22 protein-coding genes and 1 pseudogene are annotated in these 23,390 nt (G+C 72.5%); 11 read left to right on the top strand and 12 right to left on the bottom strand.

The features are described 5' to 3' along the window. Positions 1-27: 27 nt before the first annotated feature. The 3 genes from ACFZCP_RS12355 (at position 28) to ACFZCP_RS12345 (ending at position 3,082) form a co-directional block, all read left to right on the top strand. A complete protein-coding gene (locus tag ACFZCP_RS12355) occupies positions 28-720 on the top strand; it encodes a DUF2293 domain-containing protein (protein ID WP_391426532.1) in 693 nt (230 codons plus the stop codon). Positions 721-927: 207 nt separating this feature from the next. After that, positions 928-1,407, top strand: a complete 480-nt coding sequence (locus ACFZCP_RS12350) for an anthrone oxygenase family protein (protein ID WP_362680599.1) — start codon at positions 928-930, stop codon at positions 1,405-1,407. A 187-nt stretch (positions 1,408-1,594) separates the two neighbouring features. Continuing rightward, positions 1,595-3,082, top strand: a complete 1,488-nt coding sequence (locus ACFZCP_RS12345) for a glutamate synthase subunit beta (protein WP_362680263.1) — start codon at positions 1,595-1,597, stop codon at positions 3,080-3,082. A gap of 162 nt (positions 3,083-3,244) precedes the next feature. Here the strand turns inward: ACFZCP_RS12345 and ACFZCP_RS12340 are convergent, their stop codons facing one another. Further along, entirely contained in the window at positions 3,245-3,796 is a 552-nt protein-coding gene (locus ACFZCP_RS12340) for a carboxymuconolactone decarboxylase family protein (protein ID WP_391426529.1), read from the bottom strand. A 47-nt stretch (positions 3,797-3,843) separates the two neighbouring features. Between ACFZCP_RS12340 and ACFZCP_RS12335 the strand changes: the two genes are divergently transcribed. Continuing rightward, positions 3,844-5,298 carry an aminotransferase class I/II-fold pyridoxal phosphate-dependent enzyme gene (locus tag ACFZCP_RS12335; RefSeq protein ID WP_391426527.1) on the top strand — a complete coding sequence of 485 codons (1,455 nt, stop codon included), beginning with the start codon at positions 3,844-3,846 and terminating at the stop codon, positions 5,296-5,298. Positions 5,299-5,620: 322 nt separating this feature from the next. Here ACFZCP_RS12335 and ACFZCP_RS12330 read toward each other — a convergent pair whose 3' ends face one another. Then, positions 5,621-5,875, bottom strand: a complete 255-nt coding sequence (locus tag ACFZCP_RS12330; RefSeq protein WP_362680254.1) for a DUF397 domain-containing protein — start codon at positions 5,873-5,875, stop codon at positions 5,621-5,623. Continuing rightward, complete coding sequence (locus ACFZCP_RS12325) at positions 5,876-6,736, bottom strand: Scr1 family TA system antitoxin-like transcriptional regulator (RefSeq protein WP_391426525.1); 861 nt, start codon at positions 6,734-6,736, stop codon at positions 5,876-5,878. Positions 6,737-6,957: 221 nt separating this feature from the next. Here ACFZCP_RS12325 and ACFZCP_RS12320 point away from each other — a divergent pair. The 3 genes and pseudogenes from ACFZCP_RS12320 to ACFZCP_RS12310 form a co-directional block, all read left to right on the top strand. Then, positions 6,958-7,590 (top strand): annotated as a pseudogene (locus tag ACFZCP_RS12320) (ATP-binding protein); the annotation flags it as partial. Between the two features lie 233 nt (positions 7,591-7,823). Continuing rightward, positions 7,824-8,252 carry a hypothetical protein gene (locus tag ACFZCP_RS12315; protein WP_391426523.1) on the top strand — a complete coding sequence of 143 codons (429 nt, stop codon included), beginning with the start codon at positions 7,824-7,826 and terminating at the stop codon, positions 8,250-8,252. A gap of 398 nt (positions 8,253-8,650) precedes the next feature. After that, a complete protein-coding gene (locus ACFZCP_RS12310) occupies positions 8,651-10,615 on the top strand; it encodes an ATP-binding cassette domain-containing protein (RefSeq protein WP_391426521.1) in 1,965 nt (654 codons plus the stop codon). 6 nt (positions 10,616-10,621) lie between these two features. Here the strand turns inward: ACFZCP_RS12310 and ACFZCP_RS12305 are convergent, their stop codons facing one another. The 6 genes from ACFZCP_RS12305 to ACFZCP_RS12280 all read right to left on the bottom strand — a co-directional run bounded on the left by ACFZCP_RS12305 (position 10,622) and on the right by ACFZCP_RS12280 (position 16,985). Beyond that, positions 10,622-10,798, bottom strand: coding sequence for a hypothetical protein (locus tag ACFZCP_RS12305; protein ID WP_362680240.1), 177 nt, complete (start codon positions 10,796-10,798; stop codon positions 10,622-10,624). Between the two features lie 276 nt (positions 10,799-11,074). Continuing rightward, a complete protein-coding gene (locus tag ACFZCP_RS12300; RefSeq protein WP_391426519.1) occupies positions 11,075-11,719 on the bottom strand; it encodes a DUF899 family protein in 645 nt (214 codons plus the stop codon). A gap of 116 nt (positions 11,720-11,835) precedes the next feature. Then, positions 11,836-13,002 carry a cytochrome P450 gene (locus ACFZCP_RS12295; protein WP_391426517.1) on the bottom strand — a complete coding sequence of 389 codons (1,167 nt, stop codon included), beginning with the start codon at positions 13,000-13,002 and terminating at the stop codon, positions 11,836-11,838. 32 nt (positions 13,003-13,034) lie between these two features. Next, positions 13,035-14,387, bottom strand: a complete 1,353-nt coding sequence (locus ACFZCP_RS12290; protein ID WP_391426515.1) for an amidohydrolase family protein — start codon at positions 14,385-14,387, stop codon at positions 13,035-13,037. A gap of 57 nt (positions 14,388-14,444) precedes the next feature. Next, a complete protein-coding gene (locus ACFZCP_RS12285; protein ID WP_391426513.1) occupies positions 14,445-16,406 on the bottom strand; it encodes an FUSC family protein in 1,962 nt (653 codons plus the stop codon). A 300-nt stretch (positions 16,407-16,706) separates the two neighbouring features. Continuing rightward, positions 16,707-16,985, bottom strand: coding sequence for a hypothetical protein (locus ACFZCP_RS12280; RefSeq protein WP_391426511.1), 279 nt, complete (start codon positions 16,983-16,985; stop codon positions 16,707-16,709). A 297-nt stretch (positions 16,986-17,282) separates the two neighbouring features. On the opposite strand from ACFZCP_RS12280, the gene ACFZCP_RS12275 reads away from it, so the two are divergent. Further along, positions 17,283-18,422, top strand: coding sequence for a hypothetical protein (locus ACFZCP_RS12275; protein ID WP_391426508.1), 1,140 nt, complete (start codon positions 17,283-17,285; stop codon positions 18,420-18,422). A 615-nt stretch (positions 18,423-19,037) separates the two neighbouring features. Here ACFZCP_RS12275 and ACFZCP_RS12270 read toward each other — a convergent pair. Continuing rightward, entirely contained in the window at positions 19,038-19,769 is a 732-nt protein-coding gene (locus ACFZCP_RS12270; protein WP_362680224.1) for a hypothetical protein, read from the bottom strand. 258 nt (positions 19,770-20,027) lie between these two features. On the opposite strand from ACFZCP_RS12270, the gene ACFZCP_RS12265 reads away from it, so the two are divergent. Together ACFZCP_RS12265 and ACFZCP_RS12260 are read left to right on the top strand one after the other, a co-directional pair. Then, the gene (locus tag ACFZCP_RS12265) at positions 20,028-20,444 is read left to right on the top strand and encodes a Rid family hydrolase (RefSeq protein WP_391426505.1); all 417 of its coding nucleotides are present in this window, start codon (positions 20,028-20,030) and stop codon (positions 20,442-20,444) included. Then, entirely contained in the window at positions 20,441-20,896 is a 456-nt protein-coding gene (locus ACFZCP_RS12260) for a GNAT family N-acetyltransferase (RefSeq protein ID WP_391426503.1), read from the top strand. Before ACFZCP_RS12265 ends, ACFZCP_RS12260 begins: the two co-directional genes overlap by 4 nt. Positions 20,897-21,157: 261 nt before the next feature. On the opposite strand, the gene ACFZCP_RS12255 is transcribed toward ACFZCP_RS12260, so the two are convergent. Then, the gene (locus tag ACFZCP_RS12255; protein WP_391426502.1) at positions 21,158-21,853 is read right to left on the bottom strand and encodes a uracil-DNA glycosylase family protein; all 696 of its coding nucleotides are present in this window, start codon (positions 21,851-21,853) and stop codon (positions 21,158-21,160) included. 166 nt (positions 21,854-22,019) lie between these two features. On the opposite strand from ACFZCP_RS12255, the gene ACFZCP_RS12250 reads away from it, so the two are divergent. Continuing rightward, positions 22,020-22,673, top strand: a complete 654-nt coding sequence (locus ACFZCP_RS12250; protein ID WP_391426501.1) for a S4 domain-containing protein — start codon at positions 22,020-22,022, stop codon at positions 22,671-22,673. Between the two features lie 247 nt (positions 22,674-22,920). Here the strand turns inward: ACFZCP_RS12250 and ACFZCP_RS12245 are convergent, their stop codons facing one another. Further along, the gene (locus ACFZCP_RS12245; RefSeq protein WP_391426499.1) at positions 22,921-23,382 is read right to left on the bottom strand and encodes a DoxX family protein; all 462 of its coding nucleotides are present in this window, start codon (positions 23,380-23,382) and stop codon (positions 22,921-22,923) included. Between the last annotated feature and the right edge of the window lie 8 nt (positions 23,383-23,390).

Raw genomic sequence — 23,390 nt, 5'->3', positions numbered from 1 at the left:
GACGGCTGTGAGGGGAAAGAAGCGCATATGGCTCGCTATGCAACTCCCGTCGTTCCCGGCGGACTTGTCGTCGTCCAGCCCCTGCGGAGCAAGCGCTGTGCCGGCTGCCGGCGCGGGCTGTTGTCGCTGCTCGTGCTGGAGGACGGGGCGCCGCGCTGCCTCGTCTGCGCCGACCTGGCGCATCTGGTGTTCCTGCCGCGCGGTGACACGGCACTCACGCGCAGGGCCCGGGAGGAGAGCACGCTGTCGGTGGTCGTGGTGCGGTTCAACCGGCGCAAGAGCCGGTACGAGCGGCAGGGCGTGCTCGTGGAGGAGCCGGCGCTGGCCCGGGCCGAGGCACGGTGCCTGGCGGACGCCGAGGCAAGGCGTCGGCGTAGGGCACGGGACGCCCGGCGCAGGGCGGTGGAGGACGAGCGGTTCGCGGCGGCGTTCGCGGCGGAGATCCTGAGGCTCTTTCCCGGCTGTCCGGACGAGCGGGCCCGGGCCATCGCGGCGCACGCGTCCGTGCGGGGCAGCGGACGGGTCGGGCGCAGCGCGGCGGGGCGGGCGCTGTCGGAGGGGGCGGTGATCTCCGCCGTCGTGGCGGGGATACGGCACGTCGACACGCCGTACGACCAACTGCTGATGCGGGGGGTGCCGAGGTACGAGGCGCGGCGGCGGATCGCGGGGACCGTGGAGAGCGTGCTGCGGGCGTGGGGCGAGACGTCCGGCGTCGGGTGAGCGGGATCATCGGGCCGGACCGGGTTCATCAGGCCGGGCCGGGTGCAGCGGACCGGGTGCATCGGGCCGGGCCGGGTGCATGATCTGGACGCTCGCGCATGGCGCCGCGAGGCGTGGCCATGGTGGGGCGGCCGTCCTGCGCCTTCCCTGTGAGGAAAGGCTGACGCCGGGCATCGGCCCGGGACGCTGCGGGAGTGGGGTGTGATCGTGATCGGCGGGCCGTTTTTCGTACTGATCGTGCTGGGTGTGCTGGGCACCGGGCTGGTGGCCGGTGTCTTCTGCGGGTTCTCGACGTTCGTGATGCGGGGCCTGGCCGCGCTGCCGCCCGCGCAGGGCGTCGCCGCGATGAACGCGATCAACGTGGCCGCCGTGCGGCCCGCCTTCATGCTGGTGTTCACCGGTTCGGCGGTGCTGTGCGCGGTGATCGCGGTGGTGACCTTCGTGGTGTGGCCGGACGACGGGACGGTGGGGCTGCTGCTGGGCAGCGCGCTGTATCTGCTCGGCTCCTTCGGAGTGACCATGGTCGCGAACGTGCCCCGCAACGACAGACTGGCCGGGCTGGCCCCGGGCAGCCCGGAAGCGGCGGTCTACTGGCCGGTCTATGTGCGCGAGTGGACGTTCTGGAACCACGTCCGCGCGGCCGCCTCCGCCGCGGCGGCCGTGGTGTACCTGCTGGCCCTGGCCTGAACATCCCCTGCGGGGGGATCGGCGGGCAGGTCGGCCCCAGACTGGGAAAAGCCCCCGGCAAGCGCTGTCCCGCCCCTCTGCGCGGGTGTCGGCTCGGACGTATCGTGGCCGAAAGAGTGCCGCCCGATGAGGCACGGCCCGTCGTACACCCAGTACCTCCCGGTACACGTACGCGAGGAAGACGACCATGGCCGATCCCAAGGGGTTCATGACGACGCCACGCCAGGAGTGGCCGCGGCGGCCCGTCGAGGAACGGGTCCGGGACTGGGACGAGGTCTACGTCCCGGGAGCGCTGCTGCCCATCATCAGCAAGCAGGCGGACCGCTGCATGGACTGCGGCATCCCCTTCTGCCACGACGCGTGCCCGCTGGGCAATCTGATCCCGGAGTGGAACGACCTGGTCTCCCGCGAGGACTGGCGTGCGGCGAGCGACCGGCTGCACGCGACGAACAACTTCCCCGAGTTCACCGGGCGGCTGTGTCCGGCGCCCTGTGAGGCCGGGTGCGTGCTCGCGATCAATCAGCCGGCCGTGACGATCAAGAACGTCGAGTGTGCGATCGCCGACCGTGCCTGGGAGGAAGGTTTCATCCCGCCGCGGCCCCCGGATCGGCTGTCGGGCAAGACCGTCGCGGTGATCGGCTCGGGGCCGACCGGGCTCGCCGCGGCACAGCAGCTGACCCGGGCGGGGCACACCGTCGCCGTGTACGAGAAGGACGACCGGATCGGGGGGCTCATGCGGTACGGCATCCCCGAGTTCAAGATGGAGAAGAGGCATCTGGAGCGGCGGGTGCAGCAGATGCGGGCCGAGGGCACGAGGTTCCGCACGTCGACGGCGGTCGGGCGGGATGTTGCGGCGACGGATCTGCGGGCGCGCTACGACGCGGTGGTGCTGGCCACGGGCGCGACGGCGTGGCGGGAACTTCCGGTGCCGGGCCGGGAGTTGGACGGAATACACCAGGCGATGGAGTACCTGCCGCTTTCCAACCGGGTGTGCGAGGGGGATCTGGAGGTCTCGCCGCTGTCCGCGGCCGGCCGGCACGTGGTGATCGTGGGCGGTGGGGACACAGGGGCCGACTGTCTGGGGACGGCGGTGCGCGAGGGGGCCGCGTCCGTGACCCAGCTGGACATCTACGCACAGCCCGATGCCGGGCGCGACGAGGACGTCGAACCGTGGCCGACGTACCCGAAGATCTACCGGCTGTCGGCCGCGCACGAGGAGGCGCGGGACCTGCGGACGGCCCCGGCGGCGGACGCGGACGCGCGGCTGTTCGCGGCGTCCACCCTGCGCTTCGACGGGGACGACAGCGGGCATGTGCGGACACTGCACCTGGTCGAGGTGGACGAGCGCCGGCAGCCGGTGCCCGGCACCGGGCGGACACTGCCCGCCGACCTGGTGCTGCTCGCGCTCGGCTTCTCCGGGCCCGACCGGGAGGACGGGCTCGTCGATCAGCTGGGGCTGATGATGGAGCCGCGAGGCACGATCGCCCGCGACAGCGGCTTCGCGACCAACGTCGCCGGCGTGTTCGCCGCCGGGGACGCGGCTCGCGGCCAGTCGCTCATCGTGTGGGCGATCGCGGAGGGGCGGGCGGTGGCGGCAGCCGTGGACCGGTACCTGACGGGAGGTTCACGGTTGCCGGCGCCGATATCGCCGACCGACCGCCCGATGGCCGTGTAGCCGGTGGCGGCCGGGAGGCCCGTGGCGGGCGGGAGGCCCGTGGCGGGCGGGAGGCCCGTGGCGGGCGAGTCCCTGCCGGCCGGCGGGCCGAGACACTGACGGCCGCCGACCCCGGTGCCGGCGGTCTCCGATCCCGGTGCCGGCGGCTGTCACCGCGAAGGGTCAGCGGCGGCGCTCGTCCGTGCCCGCCACCTTCGCCGTCGCCAGGGCCACACGGTTCCAGGTGTTGATGGCGAAGATCAGGGCGAGTACACGGGCCAGTTCGGTCTCGTCGAAGTGGCCGGCCGCCTCCTCGTACGCCGTGTCGGGGACGCCCGCGTCGGCGACCAGGGTGACCGCCTCGGTCAGGGCGAGGGCCGCCTGCTCCTTCGGGGTGAAGAAGTGCCGCGCCTCGCGCCAGACCGCGACCATGTGCAGCCGGTCCTCGCTCTCGCCGGCCCTGCGGGCGTCATTGGTGTGCATGTGGAGGCAGTAGGCGCAGTGGTTGAGGTGCGACGCGCGGATCTGGATCAGCTCGACGAGGGCGGGGTCGAGGCCCTCGCGCGCTGCGGCGTCGAAGCCGATGAGAGCCCGGAAGGCCTTCGGCGCCGCCTTCGCGAAGTCCAGGCGGGTGCGGGCGGTCCCGGCCACGGTGATCGCCTCGGCGCTGCCGGCGGCGGAGGTGGAGGTCGTTGCGGCCGTGGTGTTCGCGGTGCTGATCGTGTTCGTCGTCATGTGCTTCAACCTATGGGAGCGAATGACCGGCTGTAGAGTTCAATTTTGTGGTGGAATCATGGGTCAATTCGGCGGAGCGGATCGGTGTCGACCTTCATCTGGAGCTGTCGGGGCCCGGCGGGCGCCGGGCTGCGCTGATCCGGGCGCTGCGCGAGGCCGTGCGCAGCGGGCGGCTGGCGCCCGGCACCCGGCTGCCGCCCTACCGCTCGCTCGCGGCCGATCTGGGCGTGGCCCGCAACACCGTCGCCGACGCGTACGCGGAACTGGTCGCGGAGGGCTGGCTCACCGCCCGGCAGGGCTCGGGCACCCGGGTCGCGATGGGGGTACCGTCCGCGCCCTCGGGGCAGCGGGGGAGGGCGCAGCCGCCGCGACGGCCCGGGCGAGTGCCCCGGAAGGCACCTGTCCGCGCGCACGGGCCGCGGCACGACCTGACGCAGGGCACTCCGGACGCGTCGGCCTTCCCGCGGACGGCCTGGTCGGCCGCGTACCGCCGGGCGTTGCAGGCGGCGCCGAGCGAGGCGTTCGGGCCCGGGGATCCCGCCGGGCGCCGGGAACTGCGGGAGGCGCTCTCGGAGTACCTGGCCCGCGCGCGCGGGGTGCGCTGCGAGCCGGACCGGATCGTCGTCTGCTCCGGCTTCGCGCACGCGTTGCGCCTGCTGTTCGGGCAGGGCGGCGGGGGTGTGCTGCGCGGGCCGCTGGCGGTGGAGGCGTACGGGCTGGGCTTCCACCGCGAGCTGCTCGCCACGGCGGGCGTGCGGACCGTGCCGCTCCCGCTGGACGAGCACGGGGCGCGGGTGGACGCGCTGGGGCGGGAGCGGGCCGTGCTGCTGACGCCCGCGCACCAGTTCCCGACCGGAGGTCCGCTGCACCCGGAGCGCCGGACGGCAGTGATCGACTGGGCACGCGCGCGCGAGGCGGTGGTGGTGGAGGACGACTACGACGGCGAGTTCCGGTACGACCGCAGACCCGTCGGTGCGCTGCAGGGCCTCGATCCGGAGCGGGTGATCCACATCGGCTCGGTCAGCAAGAGCCTGTCACCGGCGCTGCGGCTGGGCTGGATGGTGTTGCCCGAGCGTCATGTCGGGCCCGTGCTCGCGGCCAAGGGCGAGCGCGAGGCGTGGGCGAGCGTACTGGATCAGCTCGCCCTCGCGGACTTCCTGGGTTCCGGGTCGTACGACCGTCATGTGCGGCGTATGCGGCAGTGCTACCGGCGTCGGCGCGACCGGCTGGTCGCGGCGCTCGCCGCGCACGCGCCGCACATCGAGGTGACCGGCATCGCAGCGGGGCTGCACGCGGTGCTGAGGCTCCCGCCCGGCACCGAGCGGTCCGCGGTGAAGGCGGCCGCCTGGCAGGGGGTGGCCCTGGACGGACTCGCCGCCTTCCGCCATCCCGGGACGCAGATGCCGGCACCCGACGGCCTGGTGGTCGGGTATGCCACACCGCCGGAACACGACTACGGCGCGGCGCTGGAGGCGCTGTGCGGGGTGCTCCCGCCTGCGTGAGGGTTCAGGCCTGCACACAGCCGAACTCGGGACCGAGGGCCGACAGGGCCGACAACCGAAGGCCGGTGGTCGAGGACCGGCAGCCGATACCCGATACCCGCGAGCCGAGAGCCGAGAGCCGAGAGCCGGTAGTAGAGAGTCGGTGGTCGATACCCGGCAGCCAGTTACCGGCAGCCGGCCGTCGGTGACCATGCAGTCGGTGGCCGGTAGCCGCCGGCCCTCCCCGCCGCGGGCGGCCGACACACCGAATGATCAAGTTCATAACCAAGTCGACATCACGACAAGCAAGTTGAACAAGAAGCAAGCAACAACCATCGGCACGTCAGGAGAGCAGGAAGTCGGCCTCCCCCGCCTTGGCACCCTCGATGAAGGCGGTCATCTCGTCCGTGGTGTAGATCAGCGCGGGTCCGTCCGGGTCCGTCGACTGGCGTACGGCGATCCTGCCGTCGGCGAGCTTCATCGCCTCCAGGCAGTTGCCGCCGTTGCCGCCGCTCCAGGGCTTGTGCCAGCCCTCGCTGCCCAACTCCCGCGCGGGCATGCCGTTGTAGACACGTCCGCGCGGTTCGATGCGGTCCATTCACAGCTCCTTGCGGAGATCCTGGAGGATCTCCTTCGTGCGTTGCGCCGTGGCGGCCTGTGCCGCCATGCGGTCCATGACCTCCAGATGGGTCGCCACCTCGGATCGCGCGTCCAGGTAGACGGCGCCGGTCAGGTACTCGCTGTAGACCATGTCCGGCAGTTCCGCCATGGCGAACCGGAAGAGCACGAAGGGCCCGTACGTCCCCGGGTGCGGTCCGTTGACGAACGGGGCGACCTGGAGCGTCACATGAGGCAGCTTCGTGGCCTCGAGCAACCTGTCGATCTGCGCGCGCATCACCTCCGGACCGCCGACCGGACGGCGCAGGGCCGTCTCGTCCATCACCGCCCAGAAGCGCGGGGCGTCGGAACGGGTGAGCAGATCCTGGCGCTGCATGCGCAGGGCGACGTGCCGCTCGATGTCGTCGGGGCTCGTCTGGCCGATGGCGCCCGATTTCAGCACTCCGCGCGCGTAGTCCTCGGTCTGCAGCAGGCCGGGGACGAAATGCGGTTCGTAGGAACGGATGAGGGCGGCGGCGCCCTCCAGGCTGACGTACATCGAGAACCAGCCCGGCAGGATGTCGTGGAACCGCTGCCACCAGCCGGGCTTGTTGGCCTCCTCGGCCAGCTGGACGAAGACGTCGGCCTCGCCGTCCGGAACTCCGTAGGCCTTCAGCAGAAGTTGCAGGTACGGGATCTTGAGGGCGACCTCGGCCATCTCCATGCGGCGGACGGTGGCGGGGGCGACGCGGAGCACACGGGCGGCCTCCTCGCGCTTGAGCCCGGCGCGTTCCCGCAGGTCCAGCAGGCGCCGGCCGAGGACCACCTGGCCCACGGTCGGCGCGGACCGCGGCTCGCTCACGCTCCCACCTCCGACAGAAATTACCGCTCCGGCAAAAGAATCCCGACAGCCCTGCGGCGCCGTTCGAAGACATATGCGACGATCCGGCCGGATCGACGGCTGTCCCAATTGGCGCCGCTCAAGGTGCTGTTGCGAGCAGTGTGCCACGCCCTTTGACCGAGTCACACTGCACTCTGCATTTTTCAGAGTGACACTTGCCAAGTGTTCGCGGCGGGGAGATAGTGGCAAGCGTGATTCCGTCCGCGCCCTTAGGAACAGACGCCGCCGCAGGCCGCCCCGGCCTCGGTGCCGATGGGGGTCCCCCCACTCGAACGCGTTCGAGAGTGGGGGAGCAAGCGATCCCCGGTGGGGGCGCTGCCGAGCGCCGGTTCCGCTTCGAGCTGGCCGCACATCCGCGTTCCCCCGCTCAGGCGCGACGTCTGACGCGTGCCCGGCTGACCGGCTGGTCGGTGTGCGCGGACACCTGCGACACCGCGTCCCTGGTCATGTCCGAACTGGTCACCAACGCGATCGTGCACACCGCGAGCAGTCGCGTCGTGTGCGAGCTGCACGGCCACGACGACATGGTGCGCATAGCCGTGTACGACGAGGGCTGTGCGCCCGGCGAACCCCACCCGTCCCCGCAGCGACCCGACGAGGAGCACGGGAGGGGGTTGCTTCTCGTCGACGCGTTGTGCCGGGCCTGGGGTGCCCATGAACACGGCCCCGGGCTGCTGGTCTGGGCAGAACTGGTCGTTGCACGGTCCGACGCCGCCCAGGACACCGCCGGACCGTGCAACGACCTGGGCTGGGGCGCCCGTGCCAAGCCGGATCCCTCGCCCGGCCCGGGCGAGGAGGAGGAAGCACAGGCCCAGCACGGGGCGGGACCGGTGCAGCAGCACCTCGGGCGGGCCTGGCACGGGACGGGACCGGTGGAACAGCACCGCGAGCCGCCCTGGCACGGAACGGTGCCCACGCAGCACCGCCACGGACAGCCCGGGCACGGGACAGCACCCGCCACGCACGGAACGGGACTCCCCGGACACGGGACAAGTCTCCCCGGACACGGAACGGGACTCGCCGGTCAGCGTCGCGCAGGGGAGCGGCCGTGAGCGGCACGGGCGATGTCGGCCGGCCGCTCGGTCTGGACACCCTGGTCCACCTCGGACGGCGTCGGCACGCACCGGACCCGGCCTGTCGTCTGCCGGTCCCCGAGGGCATGACGGCGCCGCTCGGCTGTGACGCGGTGGCCGTACCCGACCGCCTCGGACCGCTGATCGCGCCGCTGCTGCCACGGGTGGGCTGTGTTTACGCCGACGGCACGCACTGGTGGTGGATCGTTCCCTCGGACTCCGACTACGCCCTGTCCTGGCCCTCCCCCGCCCACTACGTCCCCGGCGGCCTGGTGCCCGCCGCCGCCCGGCTGATCCACCGCCCCGACGGCACCGTCCCCTACACCCCGCCGATCCCCCTGTACCTGGCCCTGTGCCGAGTGACGGGCACGGCACCCGACTGGTCGAACGCCGTCCCCGCGTGACGCCGCACCTGCCCCACCGGTGTGCTGCGGCAGGGTGAGCCGCGGGAGTCCTCGCTACACGGACCGGGCGAATCCTGGTCCCCCGGTCCGCAGAAGTGTCGGCCATACCCTCGTGCCTCGAACACCATGAGTCACAGGCAGACCCGGCAGACCCTTGTGCCCTGGACGCAACAGTCACAGGCCCCCAACGCCCGGACGGAACGCCCCACCGAAAAACCGGAGCACCCGGACGATACGAGTCTCCGGCAGACCCGGCACACCCAGCGCCCGTGCCGCATGCGCGCCCGGCGCGCCCATCACCCGCCGTCCACCGCAGTCGCACCTCTTTCACGCCCCTCAGGCCCCCTCTTGCGCCCTGCCCCTTGGCTGTCCCCGCCCGCGATAGTGGCCGTTCGGTCATGGCCCGGGGAGGGTGTGCAGTGGGGAGGAGACGTGGGGCGAACGATCCTGAGGTCTCGGCGTCGGAGCGGCTGCTGTTCGGCGGGCCGCTGCGGTACGACACGGGCTGGAACGAGCATGCGGACGCCTTCCTGGAGCTGAGCTTCCGGGCGATGCTGGTCCGGTTGCCCGGCATGCTGGCGTCCAGTCTCCGGCTGGCCCGGACGGCGGACCCGCGGGCCGCGCGCATCGTGCTGGCCGCCGAGGCGGGCCGGGGCCTCGCCCAGGCGGTGAGCCTGCTGGCCGTGAACAGCGCGCTCGGCAAGCTGCTCACCGGCCCCGACATCGGGCAACGGCTGCGTGCCGCTGCCCCCGCCCTGGCCGTCATGGCCGGCGTGATGCTGGTCGCGGCGCTGCTGCGGGCCGCCTCGGTCTACGCCACCGGACGCCTGGAGCCGAAGGTGGAGCGGGTGGCGACCGAGCTGTATCTGGAGCGGGCGGCGAACGTGGAGCTGGCCGCGATCGAGGACCACGCCTTCCACAAGCTGCTGGACACCGCCCAGTACGGCGCCCAGTCCGCGCGCCGCATGATCTCGTACGGCGCCCGGGTGATCAACGCGGTGATCTCCCTGATCGCCGCGGCCGGTGTGCTCACCGTGCTGCACCCGGCGCTGCTGCCGCTGCTGGTCACCATGACCCTGCCCAGCGCCTGGGGCGCCCTGACCAACGCGCGCCGCCGGTACGAGTCGTTCCACACCTGGGTGCAGCACGCCCGTGCCGGCCATCTGATCGGCAGCCTGCTCACCGAGCCCGCCGCGGCTCCCGAGATCCGGGTGCACGGCGTCGGCCCGTTCCTGCTGCGGCACTACCGGTCCATGTCGGAGAACGCGGAGGCGGAGCAGGCCAGGCTGTCCCGGCTGGTCGCCCGCACCGGCCTGATCGCGGGAGCCTGGACGGGGCTCGCGACCCTGGCGACGTACACCACGCTGGGCGCCCTGCTGCTGACCGGTGCGATGGCCCTGTCCGTGGCCGGTACGGCGGTGATCGCGATCCGTACCGGGTCGGCGAGCCTGGACACGCTGGTGCTGGAGATCAACGAGCTGCACGAGGAGGCCCTGTTCGTGGGCGATCTGCAGCGCCTGTACACCGAGGCGGCGGAGCGGGCCATCCCGTCCGGCGGCCGTCAGCTACCTGAGGATCCTGCGGAGATCCGGTTCGAGAACGTCACGTTCAGCTATCCGGGTGATGTGGCCCGCCCGGCCCTCGACGACGTGACCCTCGCCCTCCCCCTCGGCCGGATCATCGCGCTCGTCGGGGAGAACGGCTCGGGCAAGACCACCCTGGTCAAGCTGCTCGCGGGCCTCTACGTCCCGGACCACGGCCGGATCCTGTGGGACGGCGTCGACGCGGCGAGTGCCGACCGGAGGATGCTCGCCGAGCGCATCGCGATGGTGGCCCAGGACTTCAAGCGGTGGCCGTTCACCGCCCGTGTGAACGTGGCCGTCGGCCGTTCGTCGGCGCCCCTGACCGAGGAGCGGCTGGCCGCGGCGGTCGCCGAGGCGGGGGCCGAGGAGGTGGTGGCGGATCTGCCGCGCGGCCTGGACACCCTGCTGGCCCGCAACTTCAGCGGGGGGCACGAGCTGTCCGGCGGCCAGTGGCAGCGCCTCGGCATCGCCCGGGCCGCCTACCGGCGCGGGCACATTCTGATCGTGGACGAGCCGACGGCGGCACTGGACGCGCGCGCCGAACTGGAGGTGTTCGACAAGATCCGGGCACTGGCGGGCGGTGGCCAGACCGTCGTCCTGATCACCCACCGGCTGGCCTCGGTCCGCCACGCCGACCTGGTGCACGTGCTGGAGCACGGGCGGCTGGTGGAGTCCGGCACGCCGGACGAACTCCTGGCCAGGGGTGGTGTCTACGCCGAGCTGTACGCGCTCCAGGCGGAGCAGTTCACCGCGAAGGTGCCGGCCCCGAAACCGGCCTGAGCCGACTCACCGTCCGCCGTCACCGCCCCGCACGATCACCAGGAACGTGTCCGTCGCGAGGTCCATGACGACCTCGGCCGGCAGGCCTTCGAGACGTCGCGCGTGCGCGAACTCCTCCGCGGGCCACGATCCGCGCGGGCCGCCGGCGGGAAAGCGCTCGAGCACGGTTCGCCCGTTCACCATCTCGCACCTCCAGAAAGCGTCGTACTTGTGGGAGTTAACGCCCTGGAGAAGGGAAACGGCTCGCTCGGTGACGGGACTGAGACATTGCCGACACGTGTTCATTGCGGATCGTGAGGGTCCGTGCACCTTGCGACGCGAACAACACACGTTCGGGCGACGGACGCGACGCCGTTCAGGCGACGGCCAAGAGGGCGGAGAGGCGGAGAGAGACCGCCGTCGGTGTTCTCGATGGCACCGGTGTCATCGATGGCACCGGTGCCATGGGTGTCACCGGTGTCAGTCGTCGTACTCGTCGTGGTACCGGAGCCGGTCGCTGCCCTGCGGGCTGCGGCCGAGCGCGGTCAGGTCGAGCAGACCGGCGACCGCGCCGAGTCCGTCCAGTCCCTCGTCGTACACCGAGTAGGTGTGGAAGACCCGGTCGCACTGCCGCAGGAAGCAGCTCAGGCCCGCTCGCTCGACCAGCTCGCCGTCCCGCTCCACACTCGCCCCGAAGTCGGGGTTGAAGTCGCCGGGACTGGACGAATACCACGGCACCGCCCAGCCCATCCGTGCCTTGAACGGGAGGATCCGGGTGAAGGGTGCCCGGGAGACGGCCGCGAACGAGGTGTTGCGGGCCCGCAGATGGGCGAGGTGCCCGACCTGGTCGAGGAAGGCCGCGCAGCACGGACAACCCGCCTCCCAGTGCGGCGCGAACATGAAGTGGTGGACGACGAGCTGGGTCCGTCCCTCGAAGAGGTCCAGGAGGGTGGCCTTGCCGTCGCCGCCCTCGAAGAGGTACGCCGGATCGACCTCGACCATCGGCAGCCGCCGCCGCTCGGCGCTCAGTGCCTGCCGCGCTCTGCCGACCGCTTCCTCCTTGCGCAGCAACTCCTCGCGCGCCGCGCGCCATTGTTCGCGCGAGACGATCTCCGGAAGCGACATGTGCCCTCCTGTCCGACGGCCGGTTCGGGGTGGTGACCGTCGGCGGGAGCGGAACTCATCGCTGCGCGACCGGATTTTTTCTCAGGCGCCGGCAGGGCTTTTGCGTGCACGGACCGTCAGTAGGTGACGGGCAGTGCGACCAGCCCACGGGCCCGCGAGGAGGAGCGCCACCGCAGTTCGCCCGCGCCGAGGGCCAGTTCGGGGAAGCGCTCCAGCAGCGCGGCGAGGGCGATCTCGGTCTCCGCGCGTGCGAGCGGGGCGCCCAGGCAGTAGTGGATGCCGTGGCCGAGGGCGAGATGGCCCGAGGCGTCGCGGGAGAGGTCGAGACGGTCGGGGTCGGGGAAGCGGGCGGGATCGCGGTCGGCGGCGGCCAGGGACACCCAGACCGTCTCGCCCGCCGGCACGGTCACCCCGGCGATCGTCACGTCCTCGACCGGGAACCGGCGCATGGCGAGCAGCATGGGGCCCTCGTAGCGGGCGAACTCCTCGACGGCGGCGGGGAGTCGCTCCGGCTCCTTGCGCAGGGCGGCGAGCTGGTCCGGGTGCTGGAGGAGGGCGAGCACAGCGTTGCCGATGAGCTGGACGGTGTTCTCGTACCCGGCGAAGAGGATGAGGAAGGCCAGGGACATCAGCTCCTCCTCGCCGAGCCGGTCGCCCTCGTCGCGTACGGCGATCAGGTCGGAGAGGAGGTCGTCGGCGGGCGCCCGGCGCTTGGCCGCCACCAGCAGCGTGAGGAACTCGAGCATGGCCGCCATCGCTTCCTTGGCCGCCCGGGGGCGGGCGGGGTCGGGGGCCGTGAGGCTGTCGGTCCACTGCCGGAAGTCCAGCCGGTCCCCTTCCGGAATGCCGAGCAGGTCGCAGATGACCGTGATCGGCAGGGGGGCGGCGTAGGAGGCGACGAGGTCGGCGGTGCCGTGCGTGCCGAGGGCGTCGAGGAGCTGGTCGGCGGTGCGCCGGATCGGCGCGCGGAGCTGCTGGACGCGGCGCGGGGTGAAGGCGCGCCCGACCAGACGCCGGATACGGGTGTGGTCGGGCGGGTCCATGTTCAGCAGGTTGGCGTCGAGGGCGGGCGGCAGGGAGAGCCCCTTGTACGTGCCCGCCGTGGCGTTCCGTTTGTCGAGCGAGAGCCGCGGATCGGCGAGCGCGGCCCTGACGTCCTCGTACCGGGTGACCAGCCAGGCGGGGGTGCCGTCGGGGCCGGTGATGCGGTGCACGGGCGCCGTGTCGCGCAGGCGCCGGTAGACGTCGTAGGGGTGGTCGAGAAGGCCGTCCGCGAGATCCATGACGGCAGCCTACGCGGACGCGGGTGCCGTCCTCAGGTGTCGTACTCCTGGATGCGCCGGCCGTGCCCGCGGTCGGTCAGCAAGGGCAGCCGCCGCTCCAACTCCCGTACGACACACGGCACATCGAGGGTGAGCAGCTCGCGGTCGCGCATCAGCACGCGCCCGTCCACGACGGTGGTGCGGACGTCGGCACTGCGGGCGCTGTGCACGAGGGTCGCGGCGAGGTCGTGGACCGGGCGGGTGTGCGGGCCGGTGAGGTCGACCAGGATGATGTCGGCGCGGCGGCCGGGCGCGAGGCTGCCGATGCTCGCGCCGAGGCCGACGGCGCGGGCGCTCTGCACGGTCGCGTGGTGCAGGGCCTGGCGGGAGGTCAGCCAGCGCGGGTCGCCCTCGGTGGACTTCTGGATCAGGGAGGTGAGGGTCATCGCCTCCCACACGTCGAGGGAGTTGTTGGAGGCGGCGCCGTCCGTGGCGAGTCCGACGGGGACGCCGATCGCGCGCAGGGCCCGTACCGGGGTGGTGCCGGGCCAGGCGAACCTGAGGTAGCCGCGGGGTGCGGTCGCCACCGCCGTACGGCCGCCCGTGCGGGCGAGGAGCGGCAGGTCGCGCTCGATGATGCCGGTGCCGTGGGCGATGAGCAGGTCGGTGTCGAGGAGTCCGGTGCGGTGGAGGACCTCGACGGGGGTGACGCCGTGCCGGGCGAGACTGGCGTCGGTCTGGTCGCGGTTCTCGGCGGCGTGCAGATGGACGGGCAGGCCGTGCGCGCGGGCGAGGCCGGCGGTGGCGGTGAGGTCGGCGTCGGTGACGGTGTAGGGGGCGTGCGGGGCGAGGGCCGTGGTGATGCGCCCGCCGGCCGCGCCCCGGTGGTTCAGCGCGAACTCCAGCGACCGTTCCCGCCCTTGCGGACCCTGCGAGGAGAAGTAGGCCTCACCGAGCTGCGCGCGCATGCCGCACTCGGTGACCACGTCGGCGACGGCGTCCATGTGGAAGTAGTGGTCGGCGAAGCAGGTGACCCCGCCGCGGATCATCTCGGCACAGGCGAGCCGGGCCCCCAGCTCCACGTCCTTCTCGGTGAGGTTGGACTCGACGGGCCAGACGACGTCGTTGAACCACTCCTCGACCGGCAGGTCCTCGGCGAGGCCGCGCAGGGCGACCATCGGCGCGTGGGTGTGGCAGTTGACGAGCCCGGGCATCGCGACCTGCCCGCGCGCGTCGATCCGCTCCCCCGCCTCCAGGTCCGCTGCGGCCACCGCGGTGGTCACGGACGCGATCGCCCCGTCGCGGACGACGATCGCGGCGTCCTCGCGGAAGGCGATCCTCTCCTCCTCGTCGTGCACGAGGACGGTGCAGCCGGTGATGACGAGGTCGGCCGGGGAGACACTCATGGACCCAACGTACGACGGTGTCGTGCCGTCAGGTGAGCCGAACCGCTCGTCCGGGTGCTAGGCGGCGGCCGGCAGCCCGGCCCACTCCTGGCTCCTGTCCAACGCGTCCAGCAGTTCTTCCAGTTGGCGGTTGTGCCGGGGGGTGAGGCGGCCGGTGTCGTCGAGGTGCACGGCGCAGGCGGTGGTGGTGTCGACCAGCCGTTCGAGGACGGCGGCGACGTCGTCCGTGCCCTCGGTGTGCCGGGCGAGGGCGGGCAGTTCGGCGGCGGCGAGCGCGATGGCGGCACGGGCCTCGGCGAGGGTGCGGTAGGCCTCACGGCGCAGCGCCCAGCGTTCGGCACGGTCGCCGGACTCGCTCAGAACGTGCACGAGGTAGGCGTGCGCCGCGCTCCCGGCGGCGGCGAGCCGGGCCCGCACCCCGCCGCCGCGCTCCCCCGGCATCGGAAGATGCCCGACGATCAGCACGATCGCGCAGGCCAGCAGCGTCTCGCCGATCCGGCTGACGGAGGCCTGCGGCTCACCGCCGGCCATGACCAGGGCGAGCACGAGGACGGTGACGACGGCCGTCAGCGCGGCGAAATTCCGGGTGGCGACCGGGATAAGCGCCCCGCACACCGCCACCAGCACGATCAGTCCCTCCGGGCGCGGCAGCAGCGCGGCGAGCCCGGCGAACACCAGGGCGCCGAGCACGGTCCCGGCGGCCCGGCACAGCACGCGGGAGGCGAGCGGGCCGAGGTCGGGCTTGACGAGGAAGACGGCGGTGGCGGGCAGCCAGTACCAGTGCTGGTGCTGCCCGTACCAGCGTGCGTGGTGCAGGGCCTGGGCGATGGCCGCGCTGGCTCCGAAGCAGAGGGCGACACGCAGCCCGTACTCGCGCCCGCCGGCACCGAGAGCAACCCGTACGACGTCCTTCGGGCTTCGCCGCCGGGCGAGCAGCCGGCGATCATCGCCCTCGGCTCCGTCGCCCCGTGGGCCCCCGCGCCGGACCCGCAGCCGGTCGTCACCACTCCCGGCCCCGCCGCCCGTCGTGCCCGCTCGCCGGGCGAACAGCCGGCGGTCACCCTCCTCGGCCCGGTCGAAGGCCTCCGCGGCGCGCAGCAGGGCGTCGTCGAGGGCGCGCAGGGCGGGAACGGACCGGCTGGGGGCGGGCAGCGGACCGCTGCCGGTGTTGCCGCGGACCGCGGCGGCGAGCCGCCGGGGTCCCTCCGCCGCCCGCGCGGAGAGCGGTTCGCCCGCCCAGGCGAGGGCGGTGGCCGCCTCGGCGAGGGGCAGCGCGGCGGCGTACTGGGTGTGCAGCCTGCGCTCGGCGGCGGAGGCTGCGAGCCGGCGCAGCCGGGGTCCGGCGAGGGCGTCCTGGGCATGGTCGAGGGCGGCGGTGAGCGCGGCCCGCCGGGCGGTGGCCGTCGCACCACCCACTGCGTCGAGCAGTGCGGCGACGGCGTCGTAGACGTCGGCGACCGCCTCCCGCTCCCCGTCGAAGCGGAAGTCACCGGCGAGCGAACCGGGCGAGGGCAGCACCAGCCTCAGCACGAGCAGCCAGCCGGCCCCGGCGAGGAACGCGAGGGCCCGCTGCCAGCCGCTCTCGGCCGCGGGCATCCCTGCGCCGATGGCGGCGGTGACGAGCAACTGCGTCCCGGCGGCCGAGGCGACGGGCCCGACGGCGCTGATACCCCCGGCGGCCAGCCCCAGCACGGTCAGGAGCAGGGTCAGGGGAAGGGCGGCCAGCTGCTGCCCGGCGTACGACCCCACGAGCAGCCCGAGAGCCCCGGCCAGCGCGGGCGCGCCGAGCCGCCTGACGGAAGCCCGCCTGCTGCCGGGCCGGTCGTTGATGCCGGCGAGCATCGCGGCGATGGCGGCGAGGACTCCGTCGGCGATGCGCCCGCCGAGCACACCGGCGAGCAGCAGCGGCCCGGCGGCGAGCGCGCCCCGGGTCACCGCGCTCCAGGGGACCGGCCCGCGCTGGGTGCGGAAGGCGTGGGCAAGCCAGAGGGGAAGTGACGGTGCGGCGGGGCGCGACACGGGGTTCCTGTTCATACGAGGGCGGAGTGGGCCTTCGGATGCTTCTGACGAAGGCGGGGTGAGCCTTCGGATGCTTCACACGAAGGCGGGGTGAGCCTTCGGACGACGGTGGCCGGGCTTGTCGGTGTGCCGCCCACAGTAGATCGCGTTTCCCGAGCAAACCCGGCGATCACGTTTCGGGGAGGTGAAAGGTGCCCTGGTGGGTGGTTTCTTTATGAACGCAATGCGAGGCCGTCATGCGCGGCATCGTTGCCTTCTTGTCGGCCTCTCCCGTGCGCCGCTGCCTCGCGCGGGACGCTCTCAAGCGCGAGCCGTAAACAGTGCCGGCTGATCGGAGATCCAGGGGTCGATCATCGTCAGCTGGCCTGCGATCCAGGGGTCGGGACGGGTGGCGCCGTGGTTGTGGTGGGCAGTGTGGGCCTTGGCATCCACGACTACGGCGGCGTGAGCCGGAGTGCGTGCGTCGAGGTGGTCGGGGGCCGCGACGGCGGAGCCGCCGGCGGCCAGGAGGGCGGCTCCCGCGAGGACAGCGGAGACACCCATGGTCGCCGTACGCCGTATGAGCTTGGTCATCATCATGCCTTCCTGTGCAGCGCGTCGTTGTGGGACGACGAGCTGTGGATCCTGCCGTGGTGACGGCGGGATGAAGGCTATGCACGAGGCAAGTAGTTGAACACTAAACCATTACCGTGGGGGAACGTCACCTCGACGGCCCGATCCAGGGCGGAGGGCGGCGCCCACCGCGCCCGGATCGCACCCGCCCTTCGCACTGGCGACGCGACCGTGGCGGACATCACGAGGCCCATGACAGGAGAACGTGCCACCCTCTATATCGTGCAACTTTCAACCACTCTGCCGCGACTGGTTCCCGCGAGGGTGTCACGCCTGGCAGGGCCCGTCCTACGCCGGTCCGCCCGGCGCCCCGGCCATGCGGTGCACGGGGCCAAGACGCTGATCGCGGCCCTGCTCGCGTGGGGTGCCGCGGCGCCGTGGGCTGCGGCGGGGCGCCCGTTCCTGGCAGTGGCCACGGCTCTGCTGATGGTCAACGCGTCCACCGTGCACCAGTCCGTGACGAAGGCGGTGCACAACGTAGCGGCACGGATCGCGGGCCTGGCCCTCGCGCTCGGGGCCACTCGGCTGCTGGGGCCGACCGCGGGCGCCGCGGCGGTCATCGCCCTCCTCGCGGCGCTGGCGGGCCCCCGCCGCACCGCCGATGACCGGCTGCAGATCGCCTCGACCGCGGTCATCGCGCTGGCCGCCACGGCGACCGATCCCCTGGGCGGTGTCGTGGGCCCCATCCTGCAGACCCTCACTGGAGCGGTTGTGGGCATTGCCGTGAACGCTCTGCTGCTGCCTCCGCTGTATCTCGACGAGTCCGACTCCGCCGTACGCGAACTCGCCGACGCCATGGGGTCACTGCTACGCGACATGGGGGCCGGTCTGGAAGGCCGACAGCTCGCCTCCAGGGCTCACGGCTGGCTTCACCGCGCACGCAGCCTGGACGAGCGCCTCGCCCAGGCGCAGGAGCAGGTGCGCCAGGCCCACGAAAGCCTGCATTGGAACACCCGCTGCGTCGCCCATGCCCGCCGCAGGGAAGTGCCCTCGAGCGAGGCATTCGGGGCACTGTGTGGCGTCTCCCTGCAGGTACGCGGCATCGCACGGACTCTTGCCGACAATGCCCACGACCACCACACCGACCACCACCTGGGCCACCAGTTCCTCGACCGCTATGCCGAGACGCTGCAGTTGGCGGGAGCGGCCGTCCAAGAGTTCGTCCAGCGGACCGGCCCGGCCGGTTCACCCGACGCGATACGCCGTAAACGTCTACGGCGAGCGATGGACGGGGCATCGGCCTGGCACGACACCATGACCAGCCTGATCGGCGGGGGCACTCTCACCAAGCCCGGTGCGTGGCACGTCTACGGCTCGCTCATGACCGACATGGAAAGGCTCCTGACGGACCTGGACCATGCGGATGCGCACTCAAAGAGCCTTCCGCGACAGGGTGTTCGGTGACACTCGGCCTCCGCAGGGCCTACGGGGGACCCGCTTCGCGTCCCATGAAGTGGTGCAGCCGGGCAGGGTCCCGGAACGCGCGGGTATCTGCCCGGGGCGTGCATCCGCTGGCGGTGCATGCTCCCTGAGCAAGGGCAGGCCATCGCGCACGTCTTCCTGGTGAACGGGCAGTTCAACCGGAGGAGCGCGCGAAGGGTGCGGGAGGGGAGCCCGAGGAGTGCGCGAGGACAGGACGAGGGGAGCGGCAAGCGGGCAGAAAAGGAGCGGACCCGAGGGCGTAGCCTGCCCCCGGGTCCTGTGATGCCGCCCATATGCACACGCCGGCCCGTTGGAGAGCCCGGATCAGTGTGATGACGCCGCGTCCTGCCTTTGGACCACCACGCATCGAGCTGCGCGGACTGGACTTGAACCAGCATCTCGGCGTACCGGGGTCCGGGCCCGGTGGTTCCGGCGATCGGCGGCGAATGCTGAGTCTGGAGCAAGAGTCTGAGATTGAACGCGGTCCGCCCTTGAGGCGGGGGACCGCTCATCACGACAAGCTTCAGCGTCAGCTTGCGCTCCTCGCGCACCCCGGTCACAAAGAACCGGGGAGTCTTCAGTTTATCGGAGTCGCCCTCATCCGAAGAGGTAGCCGAACACCGCGTCACCGACCCGCTGGTCGACCACGTCGACGCCGTTCGCCTCCTCACGGGCGAACTTCACGGCCTGCTGCAACTTCTCCACACGGTCGAGGAGTTCGTTGACGCGGCGGGCCGGGAGGGCGCCGGAGAACTTCACGGTGGTCCAGTAACCGACCGGCACGTCCTCGTAGTAGACCTCGACCTGCGCCGGATGCTTCTCCGTCGCCTCGGCCTTGACGTGGTTGCGCGGCACCTTCTTGGTGCGCAGCGTCCGTACGGGCTCGGTCTTCCACGCGTCGGTGGAGGGGTCCTGCAGCCAGGACTCCGAGGCGTCGAGGACCGGCAGCCTGCGGACCAGGCTGTTGAGGTCGGCGAGCTGCTTCTCCAGGAACAGCAGGTACGACACCGGTACGTCGGTGACGAGCACCTGCCCCTCGACCTTCACATCCGCGCGGGCCGTGCAGTTGGCCCAGTCCTTGGTGGCGGTCACATCGAAGAGCCTGGTCAGGATCTTCGCGGTCTCGCGCAGCACGTCCTCGGCCTTCGCCTGGACCCGCGTGGACTCGGGCGGCAACTGCTCGCCCTCCTCGTCCTTCGGCTGGTACGTCCGCGCGATACCGGCCAGCAGAGCAGGCTTCTGCAGGCCCTGGTGAACTGCCGTCAGGTCCTGCTGCGCCTTGGACTTGACGCCCTTCTCGACTGCGATGATCTGGTTGAGTTTCGCCACGCCGGGGACGTTAGCAGCGACTGCGGGCCGAATCCCAGGGATTATCCGCTCGTAGGACGATCGGGGTCCCGGTGCCGGGCTCATGGCGGCCCGGCCCGGCTCGGCCCGGCTCGGCGTCGGTGGAGAGCAGGAGCCCGTGTGCCGCTGCCTCCGCTGTCCGTTGCCCGTGTCGCGTGGCCCTGAAAAATCAGGTGCGCGCGCGGTGGTGGGGAATCGACCATCGGACGTCGTCCACCGGTCGCCCTAGGAGAAGCCCTCATGATCCGGCGTATCACCGCCCCCGCGCTCTTCCCTCCGCCCACCTACTCGCACGCCTCCGTCGTCGAGGCCGGCACCAGGCTCGCCTTCCTCGCGGGGGCCGTGCCGCTCGACGAGAAGGGGGAGGTGGTCGGAGTCGGGGACCCTGTGCGGCAGGCCGAGCAGGTGGTCGGGAACCTGCGGGAGCAACTGCGCGCGGTGGGCAGCGACCTCGCGCATGTCGTGGCGACCGACGTGTACGTCGTGAGCAGCGAGCCCGCTGTGCTGTCCGCCGTCTGGGAGGTGGTCGAGGCGTCGGGGCTCAGTGCCGGCCCGCACTCGTCGACCCTCCTCGGCGTGGCCTGCCTCGGGTACACGGACCAGCTGGTGGAGATCACGGCGACGGCCGTGGTGCCGGAGCGGGAGGACGGCAGGTGACGGACGGCATCGTGCTGCGCCGGGCCGTGGCGGCGGACGCCCGGGCCGTCGCCGACGTCTGGCTGCGCTCCTACACCGCCGCCCTGCCGACGGTCGTCCGGGCGCACTCCGACGACGAGGTGCGCGACTACTTCCGGGACGTCGTGGTGCCGTTGCGGGAGACCTGGGTGGCACAGGCGGACGACGGCGGGATCGTGGGCATGATGGTGCTCGCCGGGGACGAGCTGTCCCAGCTGTACCTCGATCCCGGCCGGCGCGGCCAGGGCATCGGCGACCGGTTCGTCGCGCTGGCCAAGGAGCGCAGCCCGGGCGGGCTCACCCTGTGGACCTTCCAGGTCAACGCGCCCGCCCACCGCTTCTACGAGCGGCACGGTTTCGTCGCCGCCGAACGCACGGACGGCAGCGGCAACGAGGAGCGGGAACCGGACGTGCGGTACGTGTGGCACCCCTGAGGAACACATCTCGCCCCCGGCGGCCTGTCAGCGGAGACGTCGGGGGACGGGGACGCCGAGGTAGGACGCCGAGGTCCGGAGCACGCGGTCCACTGCACGCTGTCCGGGCACGAGGTCTGGGCACGGGGTCCGGTGCACGCGGTCCACTGCACGCCGTCTGGGCACGAGGTCCGGAACACGCAATCCAGTACACGAGGTCCGGTGCACGCGGTCCGGGCACGAGGTCCGGTGCCTTCCCCGGCGACGCCGATCGTGCGGCCCCTACGGCAGTCCGGCCGTGTCGGCGGCCGTGCGCAGCACCTCGCGCAGCATCCCGGGGGTGAGCCGACCGGTGAAGGTGTTGCGCTGGCTGACGTGGAAGCAGCCGAAGACGTCCAGGTCCCCCAGGGCGACACGGGCGCCGTGGGCGAAGGCGGGGCGGGGCCGGGGCACCGGCCAGCCCGCCTCCGCGAACGCGGGCAGCGCGGCCTGCCAGCCGAAGGCACCGAGGACGACGGCGGCCCTGAGCGTCGGGCTCAGCAGCCTCAGCTCCTGGACCAGCCAGTGGCGGCAGGTGTCGCGTTCACCGGGAGTCGGTTTGTTGGCGGGCGGCGCGCAGTGCACGGGCGCGGTGACGCGGACGCCGTACAGCTCCAGGCCGTCGTCGGCGCGCACGGACGTGGGCTGCGAGGCCAGCCCGACCTCGTGGAGTGCCCGGTAGAGCACGTCTCCGGAGCGGTCGCCGGTGAACATGCGGCCGGTGCGGTTGCCCCCGTGCGCGGCGGGAGCCAGCCCGATGATCACCAGACGGGCGTCGGCCGGCCCGAAACCGGGCACCGGCCGCCCCCAGTACGTCCAGTCGGCGAACGCGGCCCGCTTGGTCCGGGCCACCTCCTCGCGCCACTCGACCAGCCGGGGACAGGCCCGGCAGTCCGCAACGCGCCGGTCGAGCCTGGCGAGGGCGGTGCTGTCGTCCATACCGCCACCGTATGCCGGTGCACCACCGCGAGCGGTGCGGGCCGGGGGATGCGGTGGCCCGCGGAGCGACAGCGAGGGCCGGCCGCGGCAGGGCAGCTCCCTGGGTGCAGGGCCTCCCCCATTTATTGCCTCCGGCTCGTCCGGCGCGGCGGGTTAAGGTCGGGACATGGCTTCCGAGGACGCGGACGACAACGTGCACGGTGACACCGGCGGGCGGGACGGCACGGCCCCCGCCCAGGACACCGGGGGTTCCTCGGCAGCCGGGGCCGCCGGGGCCGAGCCGCTCGATCCCAAGATCGCCGCCGCGGTCGCCGCGGCCGAGGCCGCCGGACCGTCCCAGGGCGGAACCGTGCGCATCGACAGCTGGATCTGGGCCGTCCGCCTGGTCAAGACCCGTTCCCTGGGCGCCGCCGCCTGCCGTGGCGGACACGTCCACGTCAACGACGAGCGTGTGAAGCCCGCCTACTCCGTACGCGTCGGCGACGAGGTGCGGCTGCGGCACGAGGGCCGGGATCGCGTCGTGATCGTCAAGCGCCTGATCCGTAAGCGAGTCGGTGCCCCGGTGGCCGTCCAGTGCTACATCGACAACTCTCCCCCGCCTCCGCCCCGCGAGTCCGTGGCCCCGGCCGGCCTTCGCGACCGCGGCGCCGGCCGCCCCACCAAGCGGGACCGCCGCGAGCTGGAACGACTGCGCGGGCTGGGCGGGACGGGTGGGGTCGGCGGGATCGGTGGACCGGGCGGGCCGTCACCCGGTGGGCTGCTCGGACCCGGCGGGCGCCAGGCACCCGGCGGACCGGGCGGGCGCCCCCGGAGCCGCTGAGCCGCACCGGTCGGCCTGCGCATCGTCGGCGTACCTATCGTCACCGTGCCCCGCATCCCCGCGCTTCCTCCGCGTGACGCCTCCACATCCCCGTGCTTCCTCCGCGTGCTCCTCCCTTCATGTCCCCGTGCTTCCTCGGCGTGCCCCCTCCGCATCCCCGTGCCCCGGCGCCCCCATGGCTCCGCGCACCGGTGACGTCGGCCGGGCCCGCGCCCCGGCCGACGTCGCCGACGGTGTCCCGTACGGGTCACGCCTGTCGCCTTGCCCGTCGCAGAAGCCGCAGCAGGTCCGCGTTGTGCCCGCGCCGGGCCCAGGCGATGAGGACGAGCGGCACGATCAGGATCAGCGGGGTCACCGCGTACTGGCCGTCGAAGACGGTGAGCTGGACGATGAACGCGCCCACCATGAGTGCGCTCAGCGCCATCGCCGCCACCGACTGCAGCACCGGCACCAACAGCGCTACCGCGCCTGCCAGTTCGAGCGCGCCGATGGCGTACATGCCCGCGCTGCCCCAGCCGATCCTGTCGAAGGACTCGACGGCGGACGGGTGGGCGATCAGTTTGGGCAGCGCGCTCGCGATCCCGTAGAAGAGGGCGAGCAGCACCTGCACCGTGCGCAGGGCGGTCCGGGCGAGGCGACCGCGGTTGATCCCGGATGCGGCGGAGGAGTCGGAAGAGGCGGACGTGACGGGGGCGAGGGGCTCGGACATGAGGTTCT

The organism is Streptomyces sp. NPDC007971 (assembly GCF_042958635.1).
GTDB lineage: Bacteria > Actinomycetota > Actinomycetes > Streptomycetales > Streptomycetaceae > Streptomyces.
This window is presented reverse-complemented; position numbering and strand designations above follow the sequence as displayed.